This is a genomic window from Kitasatospora sp. cg17-2, assembly GCF_054031055.1.
Genome location: NZ_CM132923.1, coordinates 6,658,625 through 6,683,119, shown reverse-complemented (window position 1 = coordinate 6,683,119; position 24,495 = coordinate 6,658,625). Strand labels below are relative to the sequence as shown.

At 69.3% G+C, this 24,495-nt stretch carries 17 protein-coding genes and 3 rRNA genes; 5 read left to right on the top strand and 15 right to left on the bottom strand.

Annotated elements, in window-relative coordinates:
• The first annotated feature begins 12 nt into the window (after positions 1-12).
• Positions 13-2,334 carry a heavy metal translocating P-type ATPase gene (locus tag ACW14Y_RS28130; RefSeq protein WP_456983724.1) on the top strand — a complete coding sequence of 774 codons (2,322 nt, stop codon included), beginning with the start codon at positions 13-15 and terminating at the stop codon, positions 2,332-2,334.
• A 78-nt stretch (positions 2,335-2,412) separates the two neighbouring features.
• On the opposite strand, the gene ACW14Y_RS28125 is transcribed toward ACW14Y_RS28130, so the two are convergent.
• From ACW14Y_RS28125 to recD2, 3 genes are all read right to left on the bottom strand, one after another.
• Complete coding sequence (locus ACW14Y_RS28125; protein ID WP_266274312.1) at positions 2,413-3,132, bottom strand: SDR family NAD(P)-dependent oxidoreductase; 720 nt, start codon at positions 3,130-3,132, stop codon at positions 2,413-2,415.
• A gap of 525 nt (positions 3,133-3,657) precedes the next feature.
• A complete protein-coding gene (locus tag ACW14Y_RS28120) occupies positions 3,658-4,947 on the bottom strand; it encodes a citrate synthase (protein ID WP_375983141.1) in 1,290 nt (429 codons plus the stop codon).
• 224 nt (positions 4,948-5,171) lie between these two features.
• Positions 5,172-7,376 (bottom strand): SF1B family DNA helicase RecD2, encoded by a 2,205-nt coding sequence (gene recD2 / locus ACW14Y_RS28115; RefSeq protein ID WP_380393413.1) that lies wholly within the window; start codon positions 7,374-7,376, stop codon positions 5,172-5,174.
• Between the two features lie 199 nt (positions 7,377-7,575).
• On the opposite strand from recD2, the gene ACW14Y_RS28110 reads away from it, so the two are divergent.
• Complete coding sequence (locus ACW14Y_RS28110; protein ID WP_456983722.1) at positions 7,576-8,361, top strand: VOC family protein; 786 nt, start codon at positions 7,576-7,578, stop codon at positions 8,359-8,361.
• A gap of 30 nt (positions 8,362-8,391) precedes the next feature.
• Positions 8,392-8,844 carry a GNAT family N-acetyltransferase gene (locus tag ACW14Y_RS28105; protein ID WP_380312261.1) on the top strand — a complete coding sequence of 151 codons (453 nt, stop codon included), beginning with the start codon at positions 8,392-8,394 and terminating at the stop codon, positions 8,842-8,844.
• Positions 8,845-8,925: 81 nt separating this feature from the next.
• On the opposite strand, the gene rrf is transcribed toward ACW14Y_RS28105, so the two are convergent.
• From rrf to ACW14Y_RS28075, 6 genes are all read right to left on the bottom strand, one after another.
• Positions 8,926-9,042, bottom strand: a 5S ribosomal RNA gene (rrf, locus tag ACW14Y_RS28100).
• Positions 9,043-9,127: 85 nt separating this feature from the next.
• Positions 9,128-12,250 (bottom strand): 23S ribosomal RNA (locus ACW14Y_RS28095).
• 277 nt (positions 12,251-12,527) lie between these two features.
• Positions 12,528-14,050 (bottom strand): 16S ribosomal RNA (locus ACW14Y_RS28090).
• Together the 16S, 23S and 5S rRNA genes form the textbook arrangement of a ribosomal RNA operon.
• A 430-nt stretch (positions 14,051-14,480) precedes the next feature.
• Complete coding sequence (locus ACW14Y_RS28085; protein WP_380310318.1) at positions 14,481-15,284, bottom strand: DUF3710 domain-containing protein; 804 nt, start codon at positions 15,282-15,284, stop codon at positions 14,481-14,483.
• A gap of 69 nt (positions 15,285-15,353) precedes the next feature.
• Positions 15,354-15,821: a dUTP diphosphatase gene (gene dut / locus ACW14Y_RS28080; RefSeq protein WP_380310320.1), complete on the bottom strand. Its 468-nt coding sequence runs from the start codon at positions 15,819-15,821 to the stop codon at positions 15,354-15,356.
• A complete protein-coding gene (locus ACW14Y_RS28075; protein ID WP_231978753.1) occupies positions 15,818-16,435 on the bottom strand; it encodes a PaaI family thioesterase in 618 nt (205 codons plus the stop codon). Before ACW14Y_RS28075 ends, dut begins: the two co-directional genes overlap by 4 nt.
• Positions 16,436-16,550: 115 nt before the next feature.
• Between ACW14Y_RS28075 and ACW14Y_RS28070 the strand changes: the two genes are divergently transcribed.
• Positions 16,551-17,000, top strand: a complete 450-nt coding sequence (locus ACW14Y_RS28070) for a DUF3093 domain-containing protein (RefSeq protein ID WP_380310322.1) — start codon at positions 16,551-16,553, stop codon at positions 16,998-17,000.
• A gap of 266 nt (positions 17,001-17,266) precedes the next feature.
• Here the strand turns inward: ACW14Y_RS28070 and ACW14Y_RS28065 are convergent, their stop codons facing one another.
• The 4 genes from ACW14Y_RS28065 to ACW14Y_RS28050 all read right to left on the bottom strand — a co-directional run bounded on the left by ACW14Y_RS28065 (position 17,267) and on the right by ACW14Y_RS28050 (position 21,389).
• Positions 17,267-17,566 (bottom strand): DUF4193 domain-containing protein, encoded by a 300-nt coding sequence (locus tag ACW14Y_RS28065; protein WP_030396554.1) that lies wholly within the window; start codon positions 17,564-17,566, stop codon positions 17,267-17,269.
• Positions 17,567-18,085: 519 nt separating this feature from the next.
• Positions 18,086-19,063: an acyl-ACP desaturase gene (locus ACW14Y_RS28060; protein ID WP_380310324.1), complete on the bottom strand. Its 978-nt coding sequence runs from the start codon at positions 19,061-19,063 to the stop codon at positions 18,086-18,088.
• Between the two features lie 311 nt (positions 19,064-19,374).
• On the bottom strand, positions 19,375-20,682 hold the full coding sequence (locus tag ACW14Y_RS28055; protein WP_380310326.1) for a sensor histidine kinase: 1,308 nt from the start codon (positions 20,680-20,682) through the stop codon (positions 19,375-19,377).
• Between the two features lie 53 nt (positions 20,683-20,735).
• Positions 20,736-21,389: a response regulator transcription factor gene (locus ACW14Y_RS28050; RefSeq protein WP_030396557.1), complete on the bottom strand. Its 654-nt coding sequence runs from the start codon at positions 21,387-21,389 to the stop codon at positions 20,736-20,738.
• 502 nt (positions 21,390-21,891) lie between these two features.
• Here ACW14Y_RS28050 and ACW14Y_RS28045 point away from each other — a divergent pair.
• Positions 21,892-22,077 (top strand): hypothetical protein, encoded by a 186-nt coding sequence (locus tag ACW14Y_RS28045; protein WP_030301315.1) that lies wholly within the window; start codon positions 21,892-21,894, stop codon positions 22,075-22,077.
• A 167-nt stretch (positions 22,078-22,244) separates the two neighbouring features.
• Here the strand turns inward: ACW14Y_RS28045 and ACW14Y_RS28040 are convergent, their stop codons facing one another.
• Both ACW14Y_RS28040 and ACW14Y_RS28035 read right to left on the bottom strand, forming a co-directional pair.
• A complete protein-coding gene (locus ACW14Y_RS28040) occupies positions 22,245-23,066 on the bottom strand; it encodes an inositol monophosphatase family protein (RefSeq protein ID WP_380310337.1) in 822 nt (273 codons plus the stop codon).
• Between the two features lie 161 nt (positions 23,067-23,227).
• Positions 23,228-24,370 carry a ferrochelatase gene (locus ACW14Y_RS28035; protein ID WP_380390567.1) on the bottom strand — a complete coding sequence of 381 codons (1,143 nt, stop codon included), beginning with the start codon at positions 24,368-24,370 and terminating at the stop codon, positions 23,228-23,230.
• Positions 24,371-24,495: the final 125 nt, after the last annotated feature.

The window sequence follows — 24,495 nt, the reverse complement described above, 5'->3', positions numbered from 1 at the left end:
GCTGATCAGCACATGAGCACCTCCACCCCGGGCTCCACCTCCCCGGAGGCGACGAGCGCCATAGCCGGCCCGGCGGGACCGACCGCCGTCCGCGAGCGCGTGGAACTGTCGATCGGCGGCATGACCTGCGCCGCCTGCGCCGCCCGGATCGAGAAGAAGCTCAACCGGATGGACGGCGTCGAGGCCACCGTCAACTACGCCACCGAGAAGGCCCGGGTCGACTTCGGGCCGGACGTCAGCGTGGCCGACCTGATCGCCACCGTCGAGGCCACCGGCTACACCGCCGAACCCCCGCCCCCGCCCGTGGCCGCCGTCCCGGCCGAGGCGCCCGCCGGGGCCGCGGCGAGCGCCGGACCGGTCACCGACCCCCTGCTCGACCGGCTGCTCGTCAGCGCCGTGCTCAGCCTCCCGGTGGTCCTCTGGTCGATGGTCCCGGCACTCCAGTTCACCAACTGGCAGTGGCTGGCCTTCGCGCTCACCGGCCCCGTCGTGGTGTACGGCGGCCTGCAGTTCCACCGGGCCGCCTGGACCAACCTCAAGCACGGCGCCGCGACCATGGACACCCTGGTCTCGCTCGGCACCCTGGCCGCCTTCGGCTGGTCCTTCTGGGCGCTCTTCTGGGGCGACGCCGGCATGCCCGGCATGCGGCACGAGTTCTCCCTCTCGGTCGGAGACACCGACGCCTCGTCCATGCTCTACCTGGAGACGGCCTCCGCCGTCACCGTGCTGATCCTGCTGGGCCGCTACCTGGAGGCCCGCTCCAAGCGCCGCGCCGGGGCCGCCCTGCACGCCCTGCTGGACCTCGGCGCCAAGGACGTCGCCGTCCTCCAGGGCGGCCGTGAGGTCCGGCTGCCGGTCGACCGGCTCACCGTCGGCGACCGGTTCGTGGTCCGTCCCGGGGAGAAGATCGCCACCGACGGCGTGGTGGTCGAGGGTGCCTCGGCCGTGGACGCCTCGATGCTGACCGGCGAGTCCGTGCCGGTCGAGGTGGCCGTCGGCGACACGGTCACCGGCGCCACCGTGAACGCCGGCGGCCGGCTGGTGGTGGAGGCCACCCGGGTCGGCGCCGACACCCGGCTCGCCCGGATGGCCCAACTGGTCGAGGACGCCCAGAACGGCAAGGCCGCCGCCCAGCGCCTCGCCGACCGGATCTCCGCCGTCTTCGTACCGGTGGTCATCCTGATCGCGCTCGGCACCCTGACCGCCTGGCTGCTGGCCACCGACAGCGCGACCGAGGCGTTCACCGCGGCCGTGGCGGTGCTGATCATCGCCTGCCCGTGCGCCCTGGGCCTGGCCACCCCGACCGCCCTGATGGTCGGCACCGGCCGCGGCGCCCAGCTCGGCATCCTGATCAAGGGCCCCGAGGTCCTGGAGAACACCCGCCGGGTCGACACCGTCGTCCTCGACAAGACCGGCACCGTCACCACCGGCCGGATGACCCTGCTCGCCGTCCGCACCGCCGACGGCACCACCGAGGACGAGGCCCTGCGCCTGGCCGGCGCCCTCGAACACGCCTCCGAACACCCCATCGCCGCCGCGATCGCCACCGCCGCCGCCGAACGCCTCGGCACCCTGCCCGCCGTCCAGGGCTTCGAGAACCTCCCCGGCCTCGGCGTCCAGGGCGTCGTGGACGGCCACGCGGTCGTCGCCGGCCGCGAGGCCCTGCTCACCGAGCGGGCACTGCCCCTGCCCGCCCCGCTCGCCGAGGCCAAGCGGGCCGCCGAGGCCGCCGGACGCACCGCCGTCGCCGTCGGCTGGGACGGCGCCGCCCGCGCCGTCCTGGAGGTCGCCGACGCCGTCCGGCCCACCAGCGCCCGGGCCGTCGCCGAACTGCGCGCCCTCGGCCTGCGCCCGGTCCTGCTCACCGGCGACAACCGCACCGTCGCCGAGGCCGTCGCCGCCGAGGTCGGCATCCCCACCGAGGACGTCTACGCCGAGGTCCTGCCCGAGGACAAGGTCGCCACCGTGGAGATCCTCCAGGCCGAGGGCCGGATCGTCGCCATGGTCGGCGACGGCGTCAACGACGCCGCCGCGCTCGCGCAGGCCGACCTCGGCCTCGCCATGGGCACCGGCACCGACGCCGCCATCGAGGCGAGCGACCTCACCCTGGTCCGCGGCGACCTCCGCTCCGCCGCCGACGCCATCCGCCTCTCCCGGAGAACCCTCGGCACCATCAAGGGCAACCTCTTCTGGGCCTTCGGCTACAACGTCGCCGCGATCCCGCTGGCCGCCGCCGGACTCCTCAACCCGATGATCGCCGGCGCCACGATGGCCTTCTCCTCGGTCTTCGTGCTCACCAACAGCCTCCGGCTCCGCACCTTCCAGGCCGGTTAGGAGGCCAGGAGCACGCCCGGGACGCTCGAGGGCCCGTACCGCGTCCGCGGTACGGGCCCTCGGCCGTCCCGGCGGCCCTCAGCGGCCGAGCAGCTCGCCGCCGTTGCAGTGCAGGATCTCCCCGGTGATGAACCCGGCCTCCGGCGAGGCCAGGAACTGCACCGCCGCCGCCACCTCGCCGGTCTCCCCGATCCGCCCGAGCAGCGTGCGGGCCGCCCGGCGGGAGACCTCGGCCTCGTCCAGCCTCGGCCCGAAGAACTCGGTGCCCGCCACCGTGCCCGGGGCGACGATGTTGGCCGTGATGCCCGAGGTGCCGAGCTGGGCGGCCAGGAAGTTGTTCCAGGCGTGCAGGGAGGCCTTCGCCGCCCCGTACGAGCCCGCCCCGCGCAGCGCCGCGATCGAGCTGATGGTGACCACCCGCCCGGAGCCCGGGGTCAGCCGGTCCCGGATCGACTCGGTGAGCAGCACCACGGTCAGCACATTGCGCTCGAAGTCGCCGCGCCAGCGGGCCAGCAGGGCGTGCGGACCGGCACCGATCACGGTCTCCCGGCTGCCGGCGTTGTTCACCAGCACGTCGATCCGCTCGGGCAGTTCGGCGAGCGCGGACTCCACGGCGTCCGGATCGGCGAGGTCGCAGACCAGCGGGGTCACGTTCGGCCCGAACGTGGCGGCGGCCTCCTCCAGCACCGCACGCCGCCGGCCCACGATCACGACCTGTTCGCCGGCCTCGGCGAACCGCCGCGCCACCTCGTACCCGATCCCCGTGCCACCGCCGGTGACAACCACGTTCCTGGTCATCTGCGCACTCCCTCCCCAGCTCCGCCGCCACGCTGCTAGGTGCGGGGCGGTCCGTACCGGAATGCCACGATTCCTATCACGCTCGGTTGCCGTGACTGCGGGGAGGGTGACGTCGCCGCCGGCGGAAGGTGTGGTATGGAGCCGGTACCGCACGCACACGGAGCGTGGCGAGAGGCAGCTCACACCCCCCGGGCGTAACTTCTCGCACGCTGATACGTCTTAGGTTGGTAGTGCGGCAGTTTTTCCGGTGGGCGAAGACGTGGCGAACGGCACAACGTCGACGCGTGGCCACCACTGTCGCCGACGGGGCTCCGGCGGGCCCCGGGTCGGTCGCCGAGGTTGGCGGCCTTCGCGCACGACGCCGGGGTGTGGCGGGGCCGGGGACGCTTTGAGCGGCCGTCCCGGGCCCGCAGCCGCCCCCGGAGTCGTGCGCCGGACATGGAGGACCGAAGACCGAGGGCCCGGCCGCAGAAGTGCGGCCGGGCCCTCGTGGCACGGTGTCAGGGCGTGCGCTTGGCGTCAGCGTCAGCGGGCGTCGATCCCGACGTAGTCGCGGATCTCGACGCCGGTGTAGATCTGGCGCGGACGGCCGATCCGGCTGGTCGGGTCGTTGATCATCTCGTGCCAGTGGGCGATCCAGCCCGGCAGCCGGCCGAGGGCGAACAGCACGGTGAACATGCTGGTCGGGAAGCCCATGGCGCGGTAGATCAGACCGGTGTAGAAGTCCACGTTCGGGTAGAGCTTGCGCGAGACGAAGAAGTCGTCCTTGAGCGCGTGCTCCTCCAGCTTGAGCGCGATCTCCAGCAGCTCGTCGGACTTGCCGAGCTGGCCGAGCACCTCGTGGGCGAGCAGCTTGACCTGCGCGGCGCGCGGGTCGAAGGCCTTGTACACGCGGTGGCCGAAGCCCATCAGCTTGACGCCGGACTCGCGGTTCTTGACCTTGGTGATGAAGGCGTCGACGTCGCCGCCGTCCTTCTGGATGCTCTCCAGCATCTCCAGCACGGCCTGGTTGGCGCCGCCGTGCAGCGGGCCCCACAGCGCCGAGATGCCCGCCGAGATCGAGGCGAACAGGTTGGCGTGGCTGGAGCCGACCAGGCGCACGGTGGAGGTCGAGCAGTTCTGCTCGTGGTCCGCGTGCAGGATCAGCAGCTTGTCCAGCGCGTTGACGATGACCGGGTTGAGCTCGTAGTCCTCGGCCGGGACCGCGAAGGTCATCCGGAGGAGGTTCTCGACGTAGCTCAGGTCGTTGCGCGGGTAGACGAAGGGCTGGCCCATCGCCTTCTTGTACGCGTAGGCCGCGATGGTCGGGAGCTTCGCCAGCAGGCGGACCGTCGACAGGTGGCGCTGGGCCGCGTCGAACGGGTTGTGGCTCTCCGGGTAGAACGTCGACAGCGCGCCGACCACCGAGGACAGCATCGCCATCGGGTGGGCGTCCCGGGGGAAGCCCTGGAAGAAGCGCTTGACGTCCTCGTGCAGCAGGGTGTGCTGGGTGATCTCGCGGTTGAACTCCGCCAGCTGGCCCGCGTTCGGCAGCTCGCCGTTGATCAGCAGGTAGGCGGTCTCGATGAAGTCACCCTTGGCGGCGAGCTGCTCGATCGGGTAACCGCGGTACCGCAGGATGCCGTTGTCACCGTCCACGAAAGTGATCGCGGACTTGTAGGCGGCGGTGTTGCCGAAGCCGTTGTCCAGGGTGACCAGGCCGGTCTGCGGGAGCAGCTTCGAGATGTCGAAGCCGGCGTTGCCCGCAGTGCTCTCGACGACGGGGTACTCGTACTCGCCGTCCTGGTACCGCAGTACTACCGAGTTGTCGCTCACGTCTTCCTCACCGACGAAATGAATCCTCTTCCAAGGTGCCCTGACTGTCTCTACCATCCCCCATCCGGCGGACAGCCGCGCACCCGGGGTGACCCGAAAGGGCCCGCCCCTACAAAACCTGCCACCGCAGCCGGTACGAACCGGACAAGATCGGCACCCCACCAGGCTCTGCCGTAAATCTCTTCACGTCAAGAGAACAATAGAGGCAAGCATCCCTTGGAGGATCATCCAGACGCCAACCGGTGGTCGAGCGCGGCATGCCTCCGACCTGCACTGACACTGCGAACCGCCTGGGCGATCGCTTTCCGTGACCCCACCAGCACAACCAGTTTTCGGGCCCTGGTCACCGCCGTGTAGAGCAGATTTCGCTGAAGCATCGTCCACGCGGACATGGTGACCGGAATCACCACCACCGGGTACTCGCTGCCCTGCGACCGATGGATGGTCACCGCGTAGGCGTGCGCGAGCTCGTCCAACTCGTCGAAGTCGTACGGCACCTCCTCGTCCTCGTCCGTCAGCACCGTCAGCCGCTGGTCGTCCACGCTGAGGGCCGTCACCACTCCCACTGTGCCGTTGAAGACCCCGTTCCGCCCCTTGTCGTAGTTGTTGCGGATCTGCGTGACCTTGTCCCCCACCCGGAACGTCCGCCCGCCGAACCGCCGCTCCGCCAGCCCCTCCCGGGCCGGCGTCACCGCCGCCTGGAGCAGTGTGTTGAGGTTGCCCGCGCCCGCCGGGCCCCGGTGCATCGGCGCCAGCACCTGGACGTCCCGCCGGGCGTCGTAGCCGAACTTCTGCGGGATCCGCCGGGCCACCACGTCCACCGTCAGACCCGCCGCCAGCTCCGCGTCCTCCTCCGCGAACAGGAAGAAGTCCGGCAGCCCCTCGGTCTGCGGCGGCAGCCCCTCGTTGATCCGGTGCGCGTTGGTCACCACCCCCGACTGCTGCGCCTGCCGGAAGATCCTGGTCAGCCGCACCGAGGGAATCGGCCCGCCCTCCGCGAGCAGGTCCCGCAGCACCTCCCCGGCACCCACCGAGGGCAGCTGGTCCACGTCCCCCACGAACAGCAGGTGCGCGCCCGGCGCCACCGCCTTGACCAGCTTGTTCGCCAGGATCAGATCCAGCATCGACGCCTCGTCGACCACCACCAGGTCCGCGTCCAGCGGCCGGTCCCGGTCGTACGCGGCGTCCCCGCCCGGCCGCAGCTCCAGCAGCCGGTGCACCGTCGAGGCCTCCACCCCGGTCAGCTCCGCCAGCCGCTTCGCCGCCCGCCCGGTCGGCGCCGCCAGCACCACCTTGGCCCGCTTCGCCAGCGCCAGGGTCACGATCGACTTCACCGTGAACGACTTGCCGCAACCGGGACCGCCGGTCAGCACCGCGACCCGCTCGGTCAGGGCCAGCCGCACGGACTGCTCCTGCTCCGGCGCCAGCTCCGCGCCCGTCTGCCGGGCCAGCCAGCCGAGCGCCGCCGGCCAGTCCACGTCCCCGAACCAGGGCATCCGGTCGGTGTCCGCCCGCAGCAGCCGCAGCAGCTGATTGGCCAGGGAGATCTCCGCCCGGTGGAAGGGCACCAGGTACACCGCCGTGATCGGCTCCCCCGCCGCCCCCGGCACCTGCTCGCGCACCACCCCCTCGGCGGCCACCAGCTCCGCCAGGCAGTCGATCACCAGCCCCACGTCCACCTGGAGCAGCTTCACCCCGTCGGCGATCAGCCGCTCCTCCGGCAGGTAGCAGTGCCCCTGGTCGCTGCTCTGGGACAGCGCGTACTGGAGGCCCGCCTTCACCCGCTCCGGGCTGTCGTGCGGGATGCCCACGGCCTGCGCGATCCGGTCCGCGGTGAGGAAGCCGATGCCCCAGACGTCCGAGGCCAGCCGGTACGGCTCGTTCTTCACCACCCCGATCGAGCCGTCCTCGTACTGCTTGTAGATCCGCACAGCCAGCGAGGTCGAGACCCCGACCCCCTGCAGGAAGACCATCACCTCCTTGATGGCCTTCTGCTCCTCCCACGCGGCCGCGATCTTCTTCGTCCGCTTCGGCCCGAGCCCCGGCACCTCGATCAGCCGGGCCGGCTCGTGCTCGATCACCTCCAGGGTGTCCACCCCGAACCGCTCCACGATCCGCTCGGCGAACCTCGGCCCGATCCCCTTGATCAGACCCGACCCCAGATAGCGCTGGATGCCCTGCACCGTGGCCGGCAGCACCGTCGTGTAGTTCTCCACCACGAACTGCCGCCCGTACTGCGGGTGCGACCCCCACCGCCCGTGCAGCCGCAGCGACTCCCCCGGCTGGGCCCCCAGCAGCGCGCCGACCACCGTCAGCAGATCGTTGCCGCCCCGCCCGGTGTCGACCCGCGCCACGGTGTAGCCGGTCTCCTCGTTGGCGTAGGTGATCCGCTCCAGCACACCCTCGACCTGGGCGAGCTGACGCGGCACCGCCTGGTCGGTTCCGGTGCCGGCTCCGGTGCGCGCCGCTGTCTGCCTGGCCACCGGGCCTCCTGTCACCGTGCGGAACGACTTCCGCTACGCACCGTACCGTCCGGGTGCGACATCCCGGGCGGGAGTGCCAGGCTGGGGCGGGCGGGGAGAGCCAGGCGGGGAGGGGCCAGGTCCGACATCGAAGGAGCGGAACACCGTGCTCACCACCGACTTCCGGCCGGGCGCCCCCAACTGGCTCGACCTCGCGAGCCCGGACACCGCGGCCTCGGCCGCCTTCTACCGCGGGCTGTTCGGCTGGACCTCCGCCACCGGCCCCGGTGCCGCAGAGCACAGCCTCTTCCGCCAGGACGGCCGGACGGTCGCCGCGCTCGGCCCCGTGACCTCCGCCGGCCTCCGCGCCGCCTGGACCGTGCACTTCCGCACCCTCGACTCCGACCGCACCGCGGCCCTGGTCCGCGCGGCCGGCGGGGCGGTCCGCTTCGGCCCCTTCGACGTCCTCACCAGCGGCCGCACCACCGGCTGCACCGACCCGACCGGCGCCGACTTCGCGGTCTGGCAGCCGCACGACGTCCGCGGCCTGGACCTCGTCACCGAACCCGGCAGCCTCTGCTGGACGGAGTGCTTCAGCATCGACGCCGAGGCCGCCAAGACCTTCTACCGCGCGGTGTTCGGCTGGCAGGAGCAGGACGTCCCGCTCGGCCTGGATCTCTACACGGTGCTCACCCCGCCGGGAGGCGGGACGGCGGACGCGCACGGCGGCATCTGCCCGATCCCGCCCCAGGACACCGCCGCCGGCATCTCCTCGCACTGGCTCCCCTCCTTCGAGGTGCCCGACGTCGACGCCACCCTCACCACCGCCGAACGGCTCGGCGCCACCGTCCGGCTCCCCGCCGAGGACGTGCACGGCGTCGGCCGCCTGGCCAGGCTCGTCGACCCGCACGGCGCGGCCTTCGCCGTCATCACCAGCGCCCCGCCCGGCTGATGACGCCAACCGCCCTTCTAGGGTGTGACCATGAACGATCTGACGATCCGCCGGGCGACCGGCGACGACCTGCCGGCCATTGTCGCGATGCTCGCCGACGACGCCCTGGGCGCGACCCGCGAGAGCCCCGACGATCTCACGCCCTACCGCACCGCGTTCGACCGCATCGACGCCGACCCGCACCAGCACCTCGTCGTCGCCGAGCGCGCCGGCCGGACCGTCGGCACCCTGCAGCTGACCGTCGTCCCCGGCCTCTCCCGGAAGGGCTCCACCCGGACCGTCATCGAGGGAGTGCGCGTCCACGGCGACGAACGCGGCAGCGGCCTGGGCACCGAACTGATCCAGTGGGCGATCGAGCGCTCCCGCGAACTCGACGCCCAGCTCGTCCAGCTGACCTCCGACATCACCCGCACCGACGCGCACCGCTTCTACGAGCGCCTCGGCTTCGTCCCCTCCCACCTGGGATTCAAGCTGGCGCTCTGACGGAAACCGGGCCCCGACGGAAATCGGGCACAACGCAAAGAACCCCCGTCGGTTTCCCGACGGGGGTTCTTCACAATGATTGTTCGGCGGCGTCCTACTCTCCCACAGGGTCCCCCCTGCAGTACCATCGGCGCTGTGAGGCTTAGCTTCCGGGTTCGGAATGTAACCGGGCGTTTCCCTCACGCTATGACCACCGAAACACTATGAAACTGTCAACCGCACCCACACCGTGACCAGGTGTGGGGGTCGTTGTTTCAGAACAACACAGTGGACGCGAGCAACTGAGGACAAGCCCTCGGCCTATTAGTACCGGTCAACTCCACCCCTCACAGGGCTTCCATATCCGGCCTATCAACCCAGTCGTCTACTGGGAGCCTTACCCTCTCAAGGAGGTGGGAGTGCTCATCTCGAAGCAGGCTTCCCGCTTAGATGCTTTCAGCGGTTATCCCTCCCGAACGTAGCCAACCAGCCATGCCCTTGGCAGGACAACTGGCACACCAGAGGTTCGTCCGTCCCGGTCCTCTCGTACTAGGGACAGCCCTTCTCAACACTCCTACGCGCACAGCGGATAGGGACCGAACTGTCTCACGACGTTCTAAACCCAGCTCGCGTACCGCTTTAATGGGCGAACAGCCCAACCCTTGGGACCTACTCCAGCCCCAGGATGCGACGAGCCGACATCGAGGTGCCAAACCATCCCGTCGATATGGACTCTTGGGGAAGATCAGCCTGTTATCCCCGGGGTACCTTTTATCCGTTGAGCGACGGCGCTTCCACAAGCCACCGCCGGATCACTAGTCCCGACTTTCGTCCCTGCTCGACCCGTCAGTCTCACAGTCAAGCTCCCTTGTGCACTTACACTCAACACCTGATTGCCAACCAGGCTGAGGGAACCTTTGGGCGCCTCCGTTACTCTTTAGGAGGCAACCGCCCCAGTTAAACTACCCACCAGACACTGTCCCTGATCCGGATCACGGACCCAGGTTAGACATCCAGCACGACCAGAGTGGTATTTCAACGACGACTCCACCATGACTGGCGTCACGGCTTCAAAGTCTCCCACCTATCCTACACAAGCCGAACCGAACACCAATATCAAGCTATAGTAAAGGTCCCGGGGTCTTTCCGTCCTGCTGCGCGAAACGAGCATCTTTACTCGTAATGCAATTTCACCGGGCCTATGGTTGAGACAGTCGAGAAGTCGTTACGCCATTCGTGCAGGTCGGAACTTACCCGACAAGGAATTTCGCTACCTTAGGATGGTTATAGTTACCACCGCCGTTTACTGGCGCTTAAGTTCTCAGCTTCGCCCCGACGAATCAGAGCTAACCGGTCCCCTTAACGTTCCAGCACCGGGCAGGCGTCAGTCCGTATACATCGCCTTACGGCTTCGCACGGACCTGTGTTTTTAGTAAACAGTCGCTTCTCGCTGGTCTCTGCGGCCACCCCCAGCTCTGGCAGCAAGTGCCGTCACCAGGAATGGCCCCCCTTCTCCCGAAGTTACGGGGGCATTTTGCCGAGTTCCTTAACCATAGTTCACCCGAACGCCTCGGTATTCTCTACCTGACCACCTGAGTCGGTTTGGGGTACGGGCCGCCATGAAACTCGCTAGAGGCTTTTCTCGACAGCATAGGATCATCCACTTCACCACAATCGGCTCGGCATCAGGTCTCAGCCTTGATGAGTGACGGATTTGCCTATCACTCGGCCTACACCCTTACCCCGGGACAACCACCGCCCGGGCTGGACTACCTTCCTGCGTCACCCCATCGCTCACCTAGTACAGACTTGGTTCAGCGGCTCCACCACGTCCCTTTGTCCGAAGACTCCGGGCCGGCTTCACGGCTTTAGCATCACCTGGTTCAGCGTTGGCGCTTCAAAGCGGGTACGGGAATATCAACCCGTTGTCCATCGACTACGCCTGTCGGCCTCGCCTTAGGTCCCGACTTACCCTGGGCAGATCAGCTTGACCCAGGAACCCTTGGTCAATCGGCGCAAGAGTTTCCCACTCTTGTATCGCTACTCATGCCTGCATTCTCACTCGTGTACCGTCCACGACTGGTTTCCACCGCCGCTTCACCCGGCACACGACGCTCCCCTACCCATCACAGCAGGCGTTGGCCCTATATGCTGCAATGACACGACTTCGGTGATGTGCTTGAGCCCCGCTACATTGTCGGCGCGGAATCACTTGACCAGTGAGCTATTACGCACTCTTTCAAGGGTGGCTGCTTCTAAGCCAACCTCCTGGTTGTCTCTGCGACTCCACATCCTTTCCCACTTAGCACACGCTTAGGGACCTTAGTCGGTGTTCTGGGCTGTTTCCCTCTCGACCATGGAGCTTATCCCCCACAGTCTCACTGCCACGCTCTCACTTACCGGCATTCGGAGTTTGGCTAAGGTCAGTAACCCGGTGAGGCCCATCGCCTATCCAGTGCTCTACCTCCGGCAAGAAACACGTGACGCTGCACCTAAATGCATTTCGGGGAGAACCAGCTATCACGGAGTTTGATTGGCCTTTCACCCCTAACCACAGGTCATCCCCCAGGTTTTCAACCCTGGTGGGTTCGGTCCTCCACGAAGTCTTACCTCCGCTTCAACCTGCCCATGGCTAGATCACTCCGCTTCGGGTCTTGGGCATGCAACTGTATCGCCCTGTTCGGACTCGCTTTCGCTACGGCTACCCCACACGGGTTAACCTCGCTACACACCGCAAACTCGCAGGCTCATTCTTCAAAAGGCACGCAGTCACGAGACACACAGCAAGCTGCATGTCCGACGCTCCCACGGCTTGTAGGCACACGGTTTCAGGTACTATTTCACTCCGCTCCCGCGGTACTTTTCACCATTCCCTCACGGTACTATCCGCTATCGGTCACCAGGGAATATTTAGGCTTAGCGGGTGGTCCCGCCAGATTCACACGGGATTTCTCGGGCCCCGTGCTACTTGGGAGTTCTTCAAACGAGCCGTACAGATTTCGCCTACGGGGGTCTTACCCTCTACGCCGGACCTTTCGCATGTCCTTCGACTACCTGTACGGTTTCTGACTCGCCGACCGGTAAGCAGACCGGTCAAGAAAAATCCCACGACCCCGTATCGGCAACCCCTGCCGGGTCTCACACCAATACGGTTTAGCCTCATCCGGTTTCGCTCGCCACTACTCCCGGAATCACGGTTGTTTTCTCTTCCTGCGGGTACTGAGATGTTTCACTTCCCCGCGTTCCCTCCACATACCCTATGTGTTCAGGTATGGGTGACAGCCCATGACGACTGCCGGGTTTCCCCATTCGGAAACCCCCGGATCAAAGCCTGGTTGACGGCTCCCCGGGGACTATCGTGGCCTCCCACGTCCTTCATCGGTTCCTGGTGCCAAGGCATCCACCGTGCGCCCTTAAAAACTTGGCCACAGATGCTCGCGTCCACTGTGCAGTTCTCAAACAACGACCAGACACCCACACTCAGCAGCCCGAAGACCACCTCGCATGAGACCGGCATCTCTGAAGCAACGACCTCACGGCCGTTCCCTCAGGACCCAACAACGTGCCCGACACAGTCAATCCCAGAACGCGTTCCACGCCGAAGCAGTACTAGCCCCTGGTCTCTTCCTGTGCCGAATAGTCAACGTTCCACCCATGAGCAACCGTGCAGGACATTCGCCTGCAAGCGGCATATTGCTCCTTAGAAAGGAGGTGATCCAGCCGCACCTTCCGGTACGGCTACCTTGTTACGACTTCGTCCCAATCGCTGGTCCCACCTTCGACGGCTCCTCCCCTTACGGGTTAGGCCACCGGCTTCGGGTGTTACCGACTTTCGTGACGTGACGGGCGGTGTGTACAAGGCCCGGGAACGTATTCACCGCAGCATGCTGATCTGCGATTACTAGCAACTCCAACTTCATGGGGTCGAGTTGCAGACCCCAATCCGAACTGAGGCCGCTTTTTGGGATTCGCTCCGCCTCGCGGCATCGCAGCCCTTTGTACCGACCATTGTAGCACGTGTGCAGCCCAAGACATAAGGGGCATGATGATTTGACGTCGTCCCCACCTTCCTCCGAGTTGACCCCGGCAGTCTCCTGTGAGTCCCCATCACCCCGAAAGGCATGCTGGCAACACAGAACAAGGGTTGCGCTCGTTGCGGGACTTAACCCAACATCTCACGACACGAGCTGACGACAACCATGCACCACCTGTATACCGACCACAAGGGGGCGACTATCTCTAGCCGTTTCCGGTATATGTCAAGCCTTGGTAAGGTTCTTCGCGTTGCGTCGAATTAAGCCACATGCTCCGCTGCTTGTGCGGGCCCCCGTCAATTCCTTTGAGTTTTAGCCTTGCGGCCGTACTCCCCAGGCGGGGAACTTAATGCGTTAGCTGCGGCACCGACGACGTGGAATGTCGCCAACACCTAGTTCCCAACGTTTACGGCGTGGACTACCAGGGTATCTAATCCTGTTCGCTCCCCACGCTTTCGCTCCTCAGCGTCAGTAATGGCCCAGAGATCCGCCTTCGCCACCGGTGTTCCTCCTGATATCTGCGCATTTCACCGCTACACCAGGAATTCCGATCTCCCCTACCACACTCTAGCCTGCCCGTATCGAATGCAGACCCGGGGTTGAGCCCCGGGCTTTCACATCCGACGCGACAGGCCGCCTACGAGCTCTTTACGCCCAATAATTCCGGACAACGCTCGCACCCTACGTATTACCGCGGCTGCTGGCACGTAGTTAGCCGGTGCTTCTTCTGCAGGTACCGTCACTTGCGCTTCTTCCCTGCTGAAAGAGGTTTACAACCCGAAGGCCGTCATCCCTCACGCGGCGTCGCTGCATCAGGCTTTCGCCCATTGTGCAATATTCCCCACTGCTGCCTCCCGTAGGAGTCTGGGCCGTGTCTCAGTCCCAGTGTGGCCGGTCGCCCTCTCAGGCCGGCTACCCGTCGTCGCCTTGGTAGGCCATTACCCCACCAACAAGCTGATAGGCCGCGGGCTCATCCTGCACCGCCGGAGCTTTACACCCGGGACCATGCGGTCCCAGGTCATATCCGGTATTAGACCCCGTTTCCAGGGCTTGTCCCAGAGTGCAGGGCAGATTGCCCACGTGTTACTCACCCGTTCGCCACTGATCCACCCCGAAGGGCTTCACCGTTCGACTTGCATGTGTTAAGCACGCCGCCAGCGTTCGTCCTGAGCCAGGATCAAACTCTCCGTGAATGATTACCCGTAATCGGGTCAGCACTCGCGTCGAGCGGCACGGCAACCACCGGAATAGGGCGGCCCCGCGCACTGCGTCCTCGCTAGTGTTTTACTTCAAAAGGAATCTCCAACCCCGGAACAAGTCCGAGGCCGGGGATGTCAACATATCTGGCGTTGACTTTTGGCACGCTGTTGAGTTCTCAAGGAACGGACACTTCCTTCAGGCGGCTTTCACACCGGCCCTCCGGGCGCTTCGTTCTTTCGTGTTTCAAGCTTATCAGATGTTTTCCGCTCCGTTTTCCGGAGTTTCATTCAGCCGACTTCGCTTTCCGCTTGTCCCCGCTCTCTCGCGGCGACTCCGGAACTGTACGGGGACGGGAGCGTCAGAAGCAAATCGCCCCCGCCCGGTGGTCCGGGCGGGGGCGATCGGCGTGCTGGGGCGCTGTGCTCAGCGGACCTCGGTGATCTCCGGGCCGCGGGCGAACGGGTCGATCGAGTTGCCGCCGAAGCGGTTGTCGCCCTCACCGGTGGCCGCGACCGCGCCGCCGCCGTCGGCGACCATCTGCGCGTCCTCGGGAAGCTTCAGCACGATCGGGTCGCGGGGCGCCATCGGGGTCTCGCCGCGGACGACGACCGTCTGCCGGAAGACCTGCTCCAGGATCCCGCCCATCTCGGGCTGGACGGCGGCCTGGCCGGAGATGACACCGCGCAGGAACCAGCGCGGACCGTCGCAGCCGACGAAGCGCACCAGCTGCACGCCCTGCGTGCCGTCCGGCAGCTGCACCGGGACCTGGGCACGGAGGTGCCAGCCCAGCGGGCCCTCCTCCTCCTCGACGATGCCGCCCTGCGAGGTGATGCCGTTGGCGATCTCCTCACGGACCTCGCCCCAGATGCCCTCCGACTTGGGGGCCGCGAAGGCCTGCAGCTGGATGGCGCTGCTGCCGAGGACCAGGGTCGCGGCCACGATCGCGTCGCCGGCCACCTCTACCCGGAGCTCCATGCCCTCGACACCCGGGACCAGCAGGCCGCCGAGGTCGACGCGGCCCTCCTCCGGGTTCTCCAGCTCGGAGTGGTCCCACGGACCGTCCGGACGCGGGGCCGGCGGCAGGCCGACCCGGTCCGTCGGGTCCAGCTCGGTCACGTTCTCGCTCTCGGCGGAACCTTCGACGTCATCGGCCGGCTCGTCGGCGCTGATGGCGTCGTCGGCGAGCTGCTCGACAGCGTCCTCGCTCTTCTGGCGACGACGGAACACGGTCACTGTCCTTCCCGGTCCAAGACCGATGCGAATACCTGCTCGGCTTCCTGCGAGGCCGCGGGCAGCCTAGACCGCTGCGTGGCCACCGGTCGACCCGAACCCGCCCTCGGCCCGTGCCGACCCCGGCAGCTCGGCCACTTCGTGGAAGCGGGCCTTCTCGACCTGCTGGACGACCAGCTGGGCGATCCGGTCCCCTCGGCGGAAGCTGACGGCCTCGCGCGGGTCCAGATTGACGACGATCACCTTGATCTCTCCACGGTACCCGGCATCGACCGTCCCTGGGGCGTTCACCAGAGCAACGCCACAACGAGCTGCCAGTCCGGACCGGGGGTGGACGAACGCGGCGTAGCCGTCGGGCAACGCGATGGCGATGCCGGTGGGCAGCACCGCCCGCTCGCCGGGGGCCAACTCCGCGTCCACGGTGGTCCGCAGGTCGGCGCCGGCGTCGCCGGGCTGCGCGTACTCGGGCAGCGGCAGCTCGGGGTCGAGCCGGTGGATCAGGACGTCGAGGGGCTCGCGGGGGGTGGTGCTCAAGGGTTCACCTCAAAGGTTCGGGCGCGCTGCATCAGGTCGGGGTCGTCGAGGACCTTCTCGATGTCCTCGGGACGACCGTGCTTGGTGAAGTGTTCCAGCTTCACCTGGATGAAGAGTGCCCGTGCGCGCACGGCGACCGGGCCGTCGGGACCGCCGATCCGCGCCTCGGCGGCGCTGTAGATCTTCCGGCCGTGCGCACCGGTGATCCAGGCCCGCAGGTGCAGCGTGGAGCCGACCGGCACCGGGGACAGGAAGTCGGTCTCCAGCCGGCCGGTGACGGCGGGGACGTGCAGCAGCCAGTTGAGCGTGCCGAGGGTCTCGTCCATGGCCGTGGTCAGCAGGCCGCCGTGGGCCAGCCCGGGGCCGCCCTGGTGCTCCGGGCGGACGGTGAACTCGGCGGTGACGTCGAGGCCGGTCCCGGCGACCGCGTCGATCCGCAGTCCGCCGGGGTGCTGCGGGCCGCAGCCGAAGCAGTGCTCGTAGTGGGAGCCGAGGCGGGTGCCGGGGGCCGGGGCCTCGGGCGCGCGCGGCGGGAGGACGGCCTCCGGCGGGGGCGTCGCGGGCGACGCCGGGTGGGCCGGGGCCGCGGACTCGCTGGGGGCGGCGGGGGTCAGGGGCGCGGTGGGGGCAGTCGAACCGGTCACGGCGCCCCACCCTACCGACCGGTAGCCGTGCCGGGGGCGGGGGTTGCGTCCGGCGCCCGGTGTATCGACGCCCACAATGGGGGGCATGTACGACGAACGCCTCACCGCGCCGCGCTCCTGGTGGCTGTTCCCGGTCCTGATCGGCCTCACGCTCGCCCTGATCCTGCTGCGGATCAGCGCGGTGGGTGCTCTGGTCGGGCTGGTGGTCGGCATCGCCGCCGGCGCCGCCGCGATCAGCAGTTACGGCTCCGCCCGGATCCGGGTGGTCCAGGGCTCCCTGGTGGCCGGCCCGGCCCGGATCCCGGTGGACGCCCTCGGCGCCGCCCACGCGCTCGGTCCGACCGAGGCCGCCGCCTGGCGCGGCCCCAAGGCCGATCCGCGGGCCTTCATGCTGCTGCGCAGCTACGTGCCGACCGCGCTCCGGGTCGAGGTCAGCGATCCGGCCGACCCGACGCCCTACCTCTACCTCTCCACCCGCTCGCCGATGAAGCTCGCCGAGGCCCTGGAAGAGGCCCGCCGGAACGCCCGCGCCTGAGCGGGTCCCCCGCGGGGGAACGCCCGTCCCGGGCCGGGACGGAAGCCGGGACGGAAGCCGCGCCCGGACAGACGGAAAGGGACGGTACCGCCTCGCGGTACCGTCCCTCGGCGTCTCCGGGAGACGCTTTTCCATCCGTCCGTATGACTGGTGCGTCCGTCGGGACGGACGCCGGAGCTGCCGTCCGGCCCCGCTGCCCGGGGCCGGAAGGGGCGTCGCACCGGTCTCGCGGACACCGCGAGGCCCGAGTCATGACGCCCTGGTCCTCAGGCGCCGCAGTCCCGGCAGATCGGGTTGCCGTTCTTCTCGCTGTACAGCTGGCTGCGGTGGTGGACCAGGAAGCAGCTCATGCAGGTGAACTCGTCGGCCTGCCGCGGCAGCACCCGGACGGAGAGTTCCTCGTTCGAGAGGTCCGCGCCGGGGAGCTCCATGCCCTCGGCCGCCTCGAACTCGTCGACGTCGACCGCGTTGCCGCCCTTGTCGTTCCTGCGGGCCTTGAGCTCCTCGATGCTGTCCTCGTTGAGCTCATCGTCGGTCTTGCGTGGGGTGTCGTAGTCGGTAGCCATATTTCGCTCTCCCCCTCCGGGTTGTGCGGTGTGTGCGGTATCTCCAGCGCACGTAACGCATGGGGGGTCGGTCTTGTGCCCGACCCGAGGCGGAGATTTTGCCTTACTTCAAGCCCTGTTACTCAATCGACACTCAGCCGGGGGTCCGCCGGGATGATCCACTTGGACGCCCGGAGCCTCACCCAGGGCCATCGGCGGAACGTGCCGGCGGGCGCCCGGCGGACACGCTCCGTGAGCGAAGGTCCCCCGCGCGCCCGCCAATTCCCTTGCCCACCAGGGCGGAGAGCCAATCCTCCGCCCCGCCTCCGATCGCCGCTCCGCTCACGGAGGGCGATCGGCACGGTCGGGACGATGATCACTCTCCGGGGTTGCCCGACCCTTCGGAGCGACACGGTGTGACCTTGGTCACGTTCACTCCCGGGCCGGGCAAAACACTGAAAATCCGCCCAAGCCAGTACGTCTGCCGCGACCCCCGGAGGGCGTCCGCAGGAGCGACCGGAGGGACGCCCGCCGCCGCGCCTACTGCTTCCGGGCCGCGACGCGCGCCAGCCGGGCCGCCTGCCGCTCGTCGAACTTGGTCGCCTGGGCGTCCAGTCCGTCGAGGAAGACGCCGAGCTCCTCCTGGGCCCGCAGGCCCTCCGGGCCGAGGCCCCCGATCTCCATCACCTTGAGGTGGCGCAGCACGGGCTGCAGCACGTCGTCGTGGTGGATGCGGAGGTTGTAGACGCCGCCGAGGGCGATCTGGGCGGCGGCCCGCTCGAAGCCGGGGATGCCGTGGCCGGGCATCCGGAAGTCGGTCACCACGTCGGCGATGGCGCGCATGGCCTGGTCGGGGGCGATCTCCAGGGCGGCCTTCAGCAGGTTCCGGTAGAAGACCATGTGCAGGTTCTCGTCGTTGGCGATCTTCGCGAGCAGCTGGTCCGCCAGCGGGCAGCCGGCGTAGTGGCCGGTGTTGCGGTGCGAGATGCGGGTGGCGAGCTCCTGGAAGGCCACGTAGGCGACCGACTGCAGCATGCTGTGCGCGTTGTCGGAGACGAAGCCCTCCGACATGTGGGACATCCGCGCCCGCTCCAGCTCGTCCGGGTCGACGGCCCGGGTGGTGAGCAGGTAGTCGCGAATGGCTATTCCGTGCCGACCCTCCTCCGCGGTCCAGCGGTGGACCCAGGTGCCCCAGGCGCCCTCGCGGCCGAACATGGTCGCGATCTCGTGGTGGTAGCTCGGGAGGTTGTCCTCGGTGAGCAGGTTGACCACCAGCGAGACCCGGCCGAGCGGGGTCACCTTGGAGTCGCCGGGCTCCCAGGCCTCGCCGCCCAGCACGCCGGGGAAGTCGCGCCCGCGGCTCCAGGGCACGAACTCGTGCGGCATCCACTCCTTGGCGACCTTGAGGTGGCGGTCGAGCTCCTTCTCGACGACCTCTTCGAGGGCCAGGATCAGTCGCGCGTCGGTCCAGGCGCTCGAACCGAGCGAGGTACTGCGCTGCACGGGGGCGATGGTCACGGGTCTGGCTCCTGGGGAAGGTCACGCGCCGGAGGAGCGCGTTGGACGGGCACACCGGAGTACTGGGCAACCCACACTTACGGTTGCGTAGGTTACGACACCGTAAGTTGCCCGGACCGGAAAAGACAAGCCGCCCCCGCCAGGGCTTATGTCGTCTTGACAGGCCTGGCGGGGGCGGCTGGGAACGGTCGGCGCACGGAGGTGTCCCGCCCCGGGCGGCGGAGGGCCCCGAGAAGGGCCGTGAGGGGGTCGTGGCGGCTCCGGGAGCCGCCCGGCGGGCCCGGGTGCGGGAGGGCTTCCGGGGGCGCTCGCTAGATGCCGGGGATGCGCACGCGCATGGTGAGGCCGCCGCCGGCGCGGGGGGTCGCCTCGATGGTGCCGTTGTGCGCCCGGACCACCGAGCGGACGATCGAGAGGCCGAGGCCGACCCCCTTGTCGCTGCGGGTGCGGTCGGCGCCCTTGACCCGACGGAACGGCTCGAAGATGTGCTCCAGCTCGTAGCCGGGCACCACCGGGCCGGTGTTGGAGACCACCAGCTCGCCGCCGCCGGGGACCGGGGCGGTGGTGATCTCGACCCAGCCGTCCGGGGAGTTGTAGCGGACGGCGTTCTGGAGCAGGTTGAGCGCGATCCGCTCCAGCAGGATGCCGTTGCCGGCGACCATCGCCGGGTGCAGCGTGGCGCGCAGGTCGACCTCGCGCTTCACGGCCTCGGCCCTGGTCTGCTCCAGTGCCCGGGTGGCGGCCTCGGACAGCTCCACCGGGCGGCGGTCGGTCAGCTCGTTGTCGCTGCGGGCGAGCAGCAGCAGGCCCTCGACCAGCTGCTCGCTGCGCTCGTTGGTGGCCAGCAGGGTCTTGCCGAGCTGCTGGAGGTCGGCCGAGGCCCCCGGGTCGGAGAGCTGGACCTCCAGCAGGGTGCGGTTGATCGCCAGCGGGGTGCGCAGCTCGTGCGAGGCGTTGGCGACGAAGCGGCGCTGGGAGTCGAAGGACCGGTCCAGCCGCTCCAGCATGTCGTCGAAGGTGTCCGCGAGCTCCTTGAGCTCGTCGTCCGGGCCGTCCAGCTCGATCCGCCGGTGCAGGTCGGAGGAGGCGACCTCGCGGGCGGTGCGGGTGATCCGGCCGAGCGGGCGCAGCACCCGGCCGGCCATCGCGTAGCCGGCCGCGAAGGCGATCGCGGCCAGGCAGACCAGCATGGTGAGGGTCTTGCGCAGCAGCATGTTGAGCGCGGCGTTGGCCTTGTCCGTGTGGCTGTTGGCCAGGTACTGGTTGAACCCCTCGGTGCTCATCCAGGTGCCGTTCACCCGGACCCCGCCCGGTCCGAAGTCCAGGGTCAGCGGCCGGACGTCCTGCATGGCCTGGCGCACGAAGACGTACATCAGCAGCAGCAGCACCACTCCGGCCATCAGGAACATCCCGCCGTAGAGCAGGGTGAGCCGGATCCGGATGGTCGGGCGGAAGGGGAGCCAGGCGAGCATGCCGTCACCGGGCACGTAGCTCTCGCCCTGGTGCAGCCGGGGGGCGCGCGGCGGATGGGGCGGCCTGGGCGGGACGGTCCGGCCGGGCACGGCGCGCCCGCCGGAGGGCGCGCCGGAGGGCCCGCCGGCCGAGGGCGGGGTGGTCATGATGGTCCTCTCGGGGCGTCCGCCGGGGCGGGCGCGGGTGGGGGCTGGTCCGGTCAGATCCGGTAGCCGGAACCGGGCACGGTGACGATCACCGGCGGGTCGCCGAGCTTGCGGCGCAGGGTCATCACGGTGACCCGCACGACGTTGGTGAACGGGTCGGTGTGCTCGTCCCAGGCCTTCTCCAGCAGCTGCTCGGCGGAGACGACGGCTCCGCCGGCCCGCATCAGCACCTCCAGGACGGCGAATTCCTTGGGGGCGAGCTGGACCGGGCGGCCGTCCCGGATGACCTCGCGGCGGCCCGGGTCGACCGAGATGCCGGCCCGTTCCAGGATCGGGGGCAGCGGGACGGTGGCACGGCGGCCCAGGGCGCGGACCCGGGCGACGAGTTCGCTGAAGGCGAACGGCTTCGGAAGGTAGTCGTCCGCCCCGATCTCCAGGCCCTCGACCCGGTCGCTGATGTCGCCGGAGGCGGTCAGCATGATCACCCGGGTGGCGAGGCCCTGCTCGACCACGCTGCGGCAGACATCGTCGCCGTGGACCAGCGGCAGGTCGCGGTCGAGTACGACCACGTCGTAGTCGTTGACCGCGATGCGCTGGAGCGCGGCCTCCCCGTCGTACACCACGTCGACGGCCATCGCCTCGCGGCGCAGACCCGTGGCGACTGCCTCGGCGAGCAGCTGCTCGTCCTCGACGACGAGAACCCGCACGGTCGTTGTCCCTTCTCCAGGCCGGCCCCGGAGGCGGACGCACGGCTCCGACGGTGCCTCCATCCTGCCTGGTCCTGCGGTAAAGCAGCGATAAGCTGCCCCGGAGGCAGGTCCGCCCGCGGGTGGCGCCGGGCGCGCGGCGGGGTCCGCCGCCGAGGTCCGCGGCGGGGTCCGCACCCGGATTCGCACCGGGGTTCGTGGCGGGAACAGTCCGGTTGGACTGTGACGCGGGCAACTTTCTCGCGGCAGGAGGTTTCCCGACCCCCGGGGCGGGGAGGACAGCTGCACACCCGCGATCCGGTTTCTGAGCCGATCGCACCCACCCGCCGTGCGTTCATCCGCGCCGGCCCTGGGGCTCGGGGCGTCACGGGAGCGGCCGAGGGCCGTCTCCGCGCCCGACCGGACATCTTCACCGAGCCGGATCGGACGCTTCCGCTGGCTACCGCACACCTGGGGCAGGGGGCGCACGACCGTGCACGTCCGACACAGTAAGGGGGCCCGTATGGACGCCTTCACCGCCGGAATCCTGCAGCGCATCGCCAACGCCGAGCAGGACCTGCACCGCGCGATCGAGGCCGGGGACGAGTTCCTCGCCGAGGTGGAACAGTCCGAGCTGGACGATCTGCGCCGTCTCGCCGCCGAGCACGGCGTGGACACGGTGCTGGAGCGCCACCGCACCGCCGCCTGATCCTCCGACCGCCCGACCCGTCGCCGGACCTCCGGCACCAGCGGCCCTACGGGGGCCGTGCGAAAACCCAGGCCCTGGCATCCCCCGTATGTCAGGGCTCTTCGCTGCCCGGGCGTCCCCCGCCGGATCCGCCCGGGGAGGGCGGCCCGGCGGGGTCCCGGTCGGTGTCAGGCGCCGGGCGCCGCCGGGTCCGTCCAGGCGCGCAGGGCGGCCAGCCGCTCCTGGAGCGGCTCGTACACCCCGGGCGCGGCGGCCACGGTCAGCTCGCCGTCCGGGCCGTGCCCGGGGCGGCCGCCGACCAGGGCGCCGGCCTCGGCCGCGATCAGGCAGCCCGCCGCCCGGTCCCAGGGGGCCAGGCCGCGCTCGTAGTAGCCGTCCAGCCGGCCCGCCGCGACGTCGCAGAGGTCCACGGCCGCGGCGCCGGCCCGGCGGATGTCGCGCACCTCCGGCATCAGGGCGAGCACCACCTCCGCCTGCCGCACCCGCACCTCCCGGACGTAGGCGAAGCCGGTGCCGATCAGCGCCTGGCCCCACGGCGGGGCCGGCCGGGCGGAGAGCGGCTGCCCGTCCCGGTACGCCCCGCGGCCGATCACGGCCTGGAACAGCTCACCGCGGGCCGGGGCGTACACCACTCCGACCACCGCCCGCCCGTCCAGCTCGGCGGCCACGCTGACCGCCCAGGACGGCAGCCCGTACAAGTAGTTGACGGTGCCGTCGAGCGGGTCGACGACCCAACGCACACCGCTGGTGCCGGGCCGCTCGGCGCCCTCCTCGCCGAGGTAGCCGTCCTCGGGCCGGCGGGCCGTGACGAGTTCCAGGACGAGCTTCTCCGAGGCCAGGTCCATCTCGGTCACCACGTCGACCGGGCTGCTCTTGGTACCGGCCACACCGAGGTCGGCGGGCCGGCCGTCGAGCAGCAGCGCCCCGGCCCGGCGGGCGGCGTCCAGGGCGACGTCGAGCAGCTCGTCGAGCAGGGCGGGGTCGGGCACGGCGGGGCTGGACACAGGCTTCTCCTCCGGGAGGCGGGGCGGTCGGTGCTCGGCGGTCGTCGGTACTCGACGGCGATCAGTACTCGACGGCGATCAGTACTCGACGGCGATCAGTGCTCGGCGGCGATCGGTGCTCGGCGGCGATCGGTGTTCGTCGGCGGTCAGTGCTCGGCGGCGGCCGGGCGGGGTGCGCGCGGGTTGGGGCAGCAGGCCACCGCGCAGACGTCGTGGCTGGGGCCGAGCGCGCCCAGGGCGCAGCGGGACACCGGCTCGCCGCGCTCGGCGGCGGCCCGCTCCAGGACGAGTTCGCGGACGGCGGCGGTGAACCGGGGGTCGGCCCCGACGGTGGCGGCCCGGGCGACCGGCAGGCCCAGCTCGGCGGCCCTGGCCGTCGCCTCGGTGTCGAGGTCGTACTTGACCTCCATGTGGTCGGAGACGAAGCCGATCGGGACCATCACCACGGCCGGGGCGCCGTCGGCGTGCTGCGCCTCCAGGTGGTCGCAGATGTCGGGCTCCAGCCACGGGACGTGCGGGGCGCCGCTGCGGCTCTGGAAGACCAGCTCCCAGGGGCGGTCCGCGACGCCGGTGCGTCCGGCGACGGCGGCGGCGACCAGCCGGGCCACGTCCAGGTGCTGGGCGACGTAGGCGCCGCCGGGGCGGCCCCGGGCCGGGTCGTCCGGGGCGCCGGAGGTCTCGGCCATGGTGTCCGGGATCGAGTGGGTGGTGAACGCCAGCCGGGCGCCGGCCCTGGCCTCCTCGGGCAGCCGGTCCAGGGCGGCCAGGGTGGCCTCGGTCATCGGCTCGACGAAGCCGGGGTGGTTGTAGAAGTGCCGCAGCTTGTCGACCCGGAGCTCCGGCAGGCCCTCGGCGGCCAGGGTCGCCAGCGCGTCGGCGAGGTTCTCCCGGTACTGGCGGCAGCCGGAGTAGCCGGCGTAGGCGCTGGTGGCGAGGACGGCGATCCGGCGGTGCCCGTCGGCGGCCAGCTCGCGCAGGGTGTCGACCAGGTAGGGCGCCCAGTTCCGGTTGCCCCAGTACACCGGCAGGTCGAGCCCGTGCTCGGCGAAGTCCTTGCGCAGCGCGGCCAGCAGCTCGCGGTTCTGCTCGTTGATCGGGCTGACACCGCCGAACAGGAAGTAGTGCTTGCCCACCTCCCGGAGCCGTTCCTTGGGGATCCCCCGACCGCGGGTGACGTTCTCCAGGAACGGCACCACGTCCTCGGGGGCCTCGGGCCCGCCGAAGGAGAGCAGCAGCAGGGCGTCGTACGGGGCGGCGCCGGTGAGGGAGGTGTTGCGCGCGTCGGACATGGGACCGATCCTGCCACTGTGGGCCGGGGGGCCGATGCCGGGACGGCGCCCGGTGTCCGGAAAATACCGATTGCCAAGGTTCGTAAGCTGTGTTTGCCAGCCTCGTCCCTTACCCCCCGATTTGC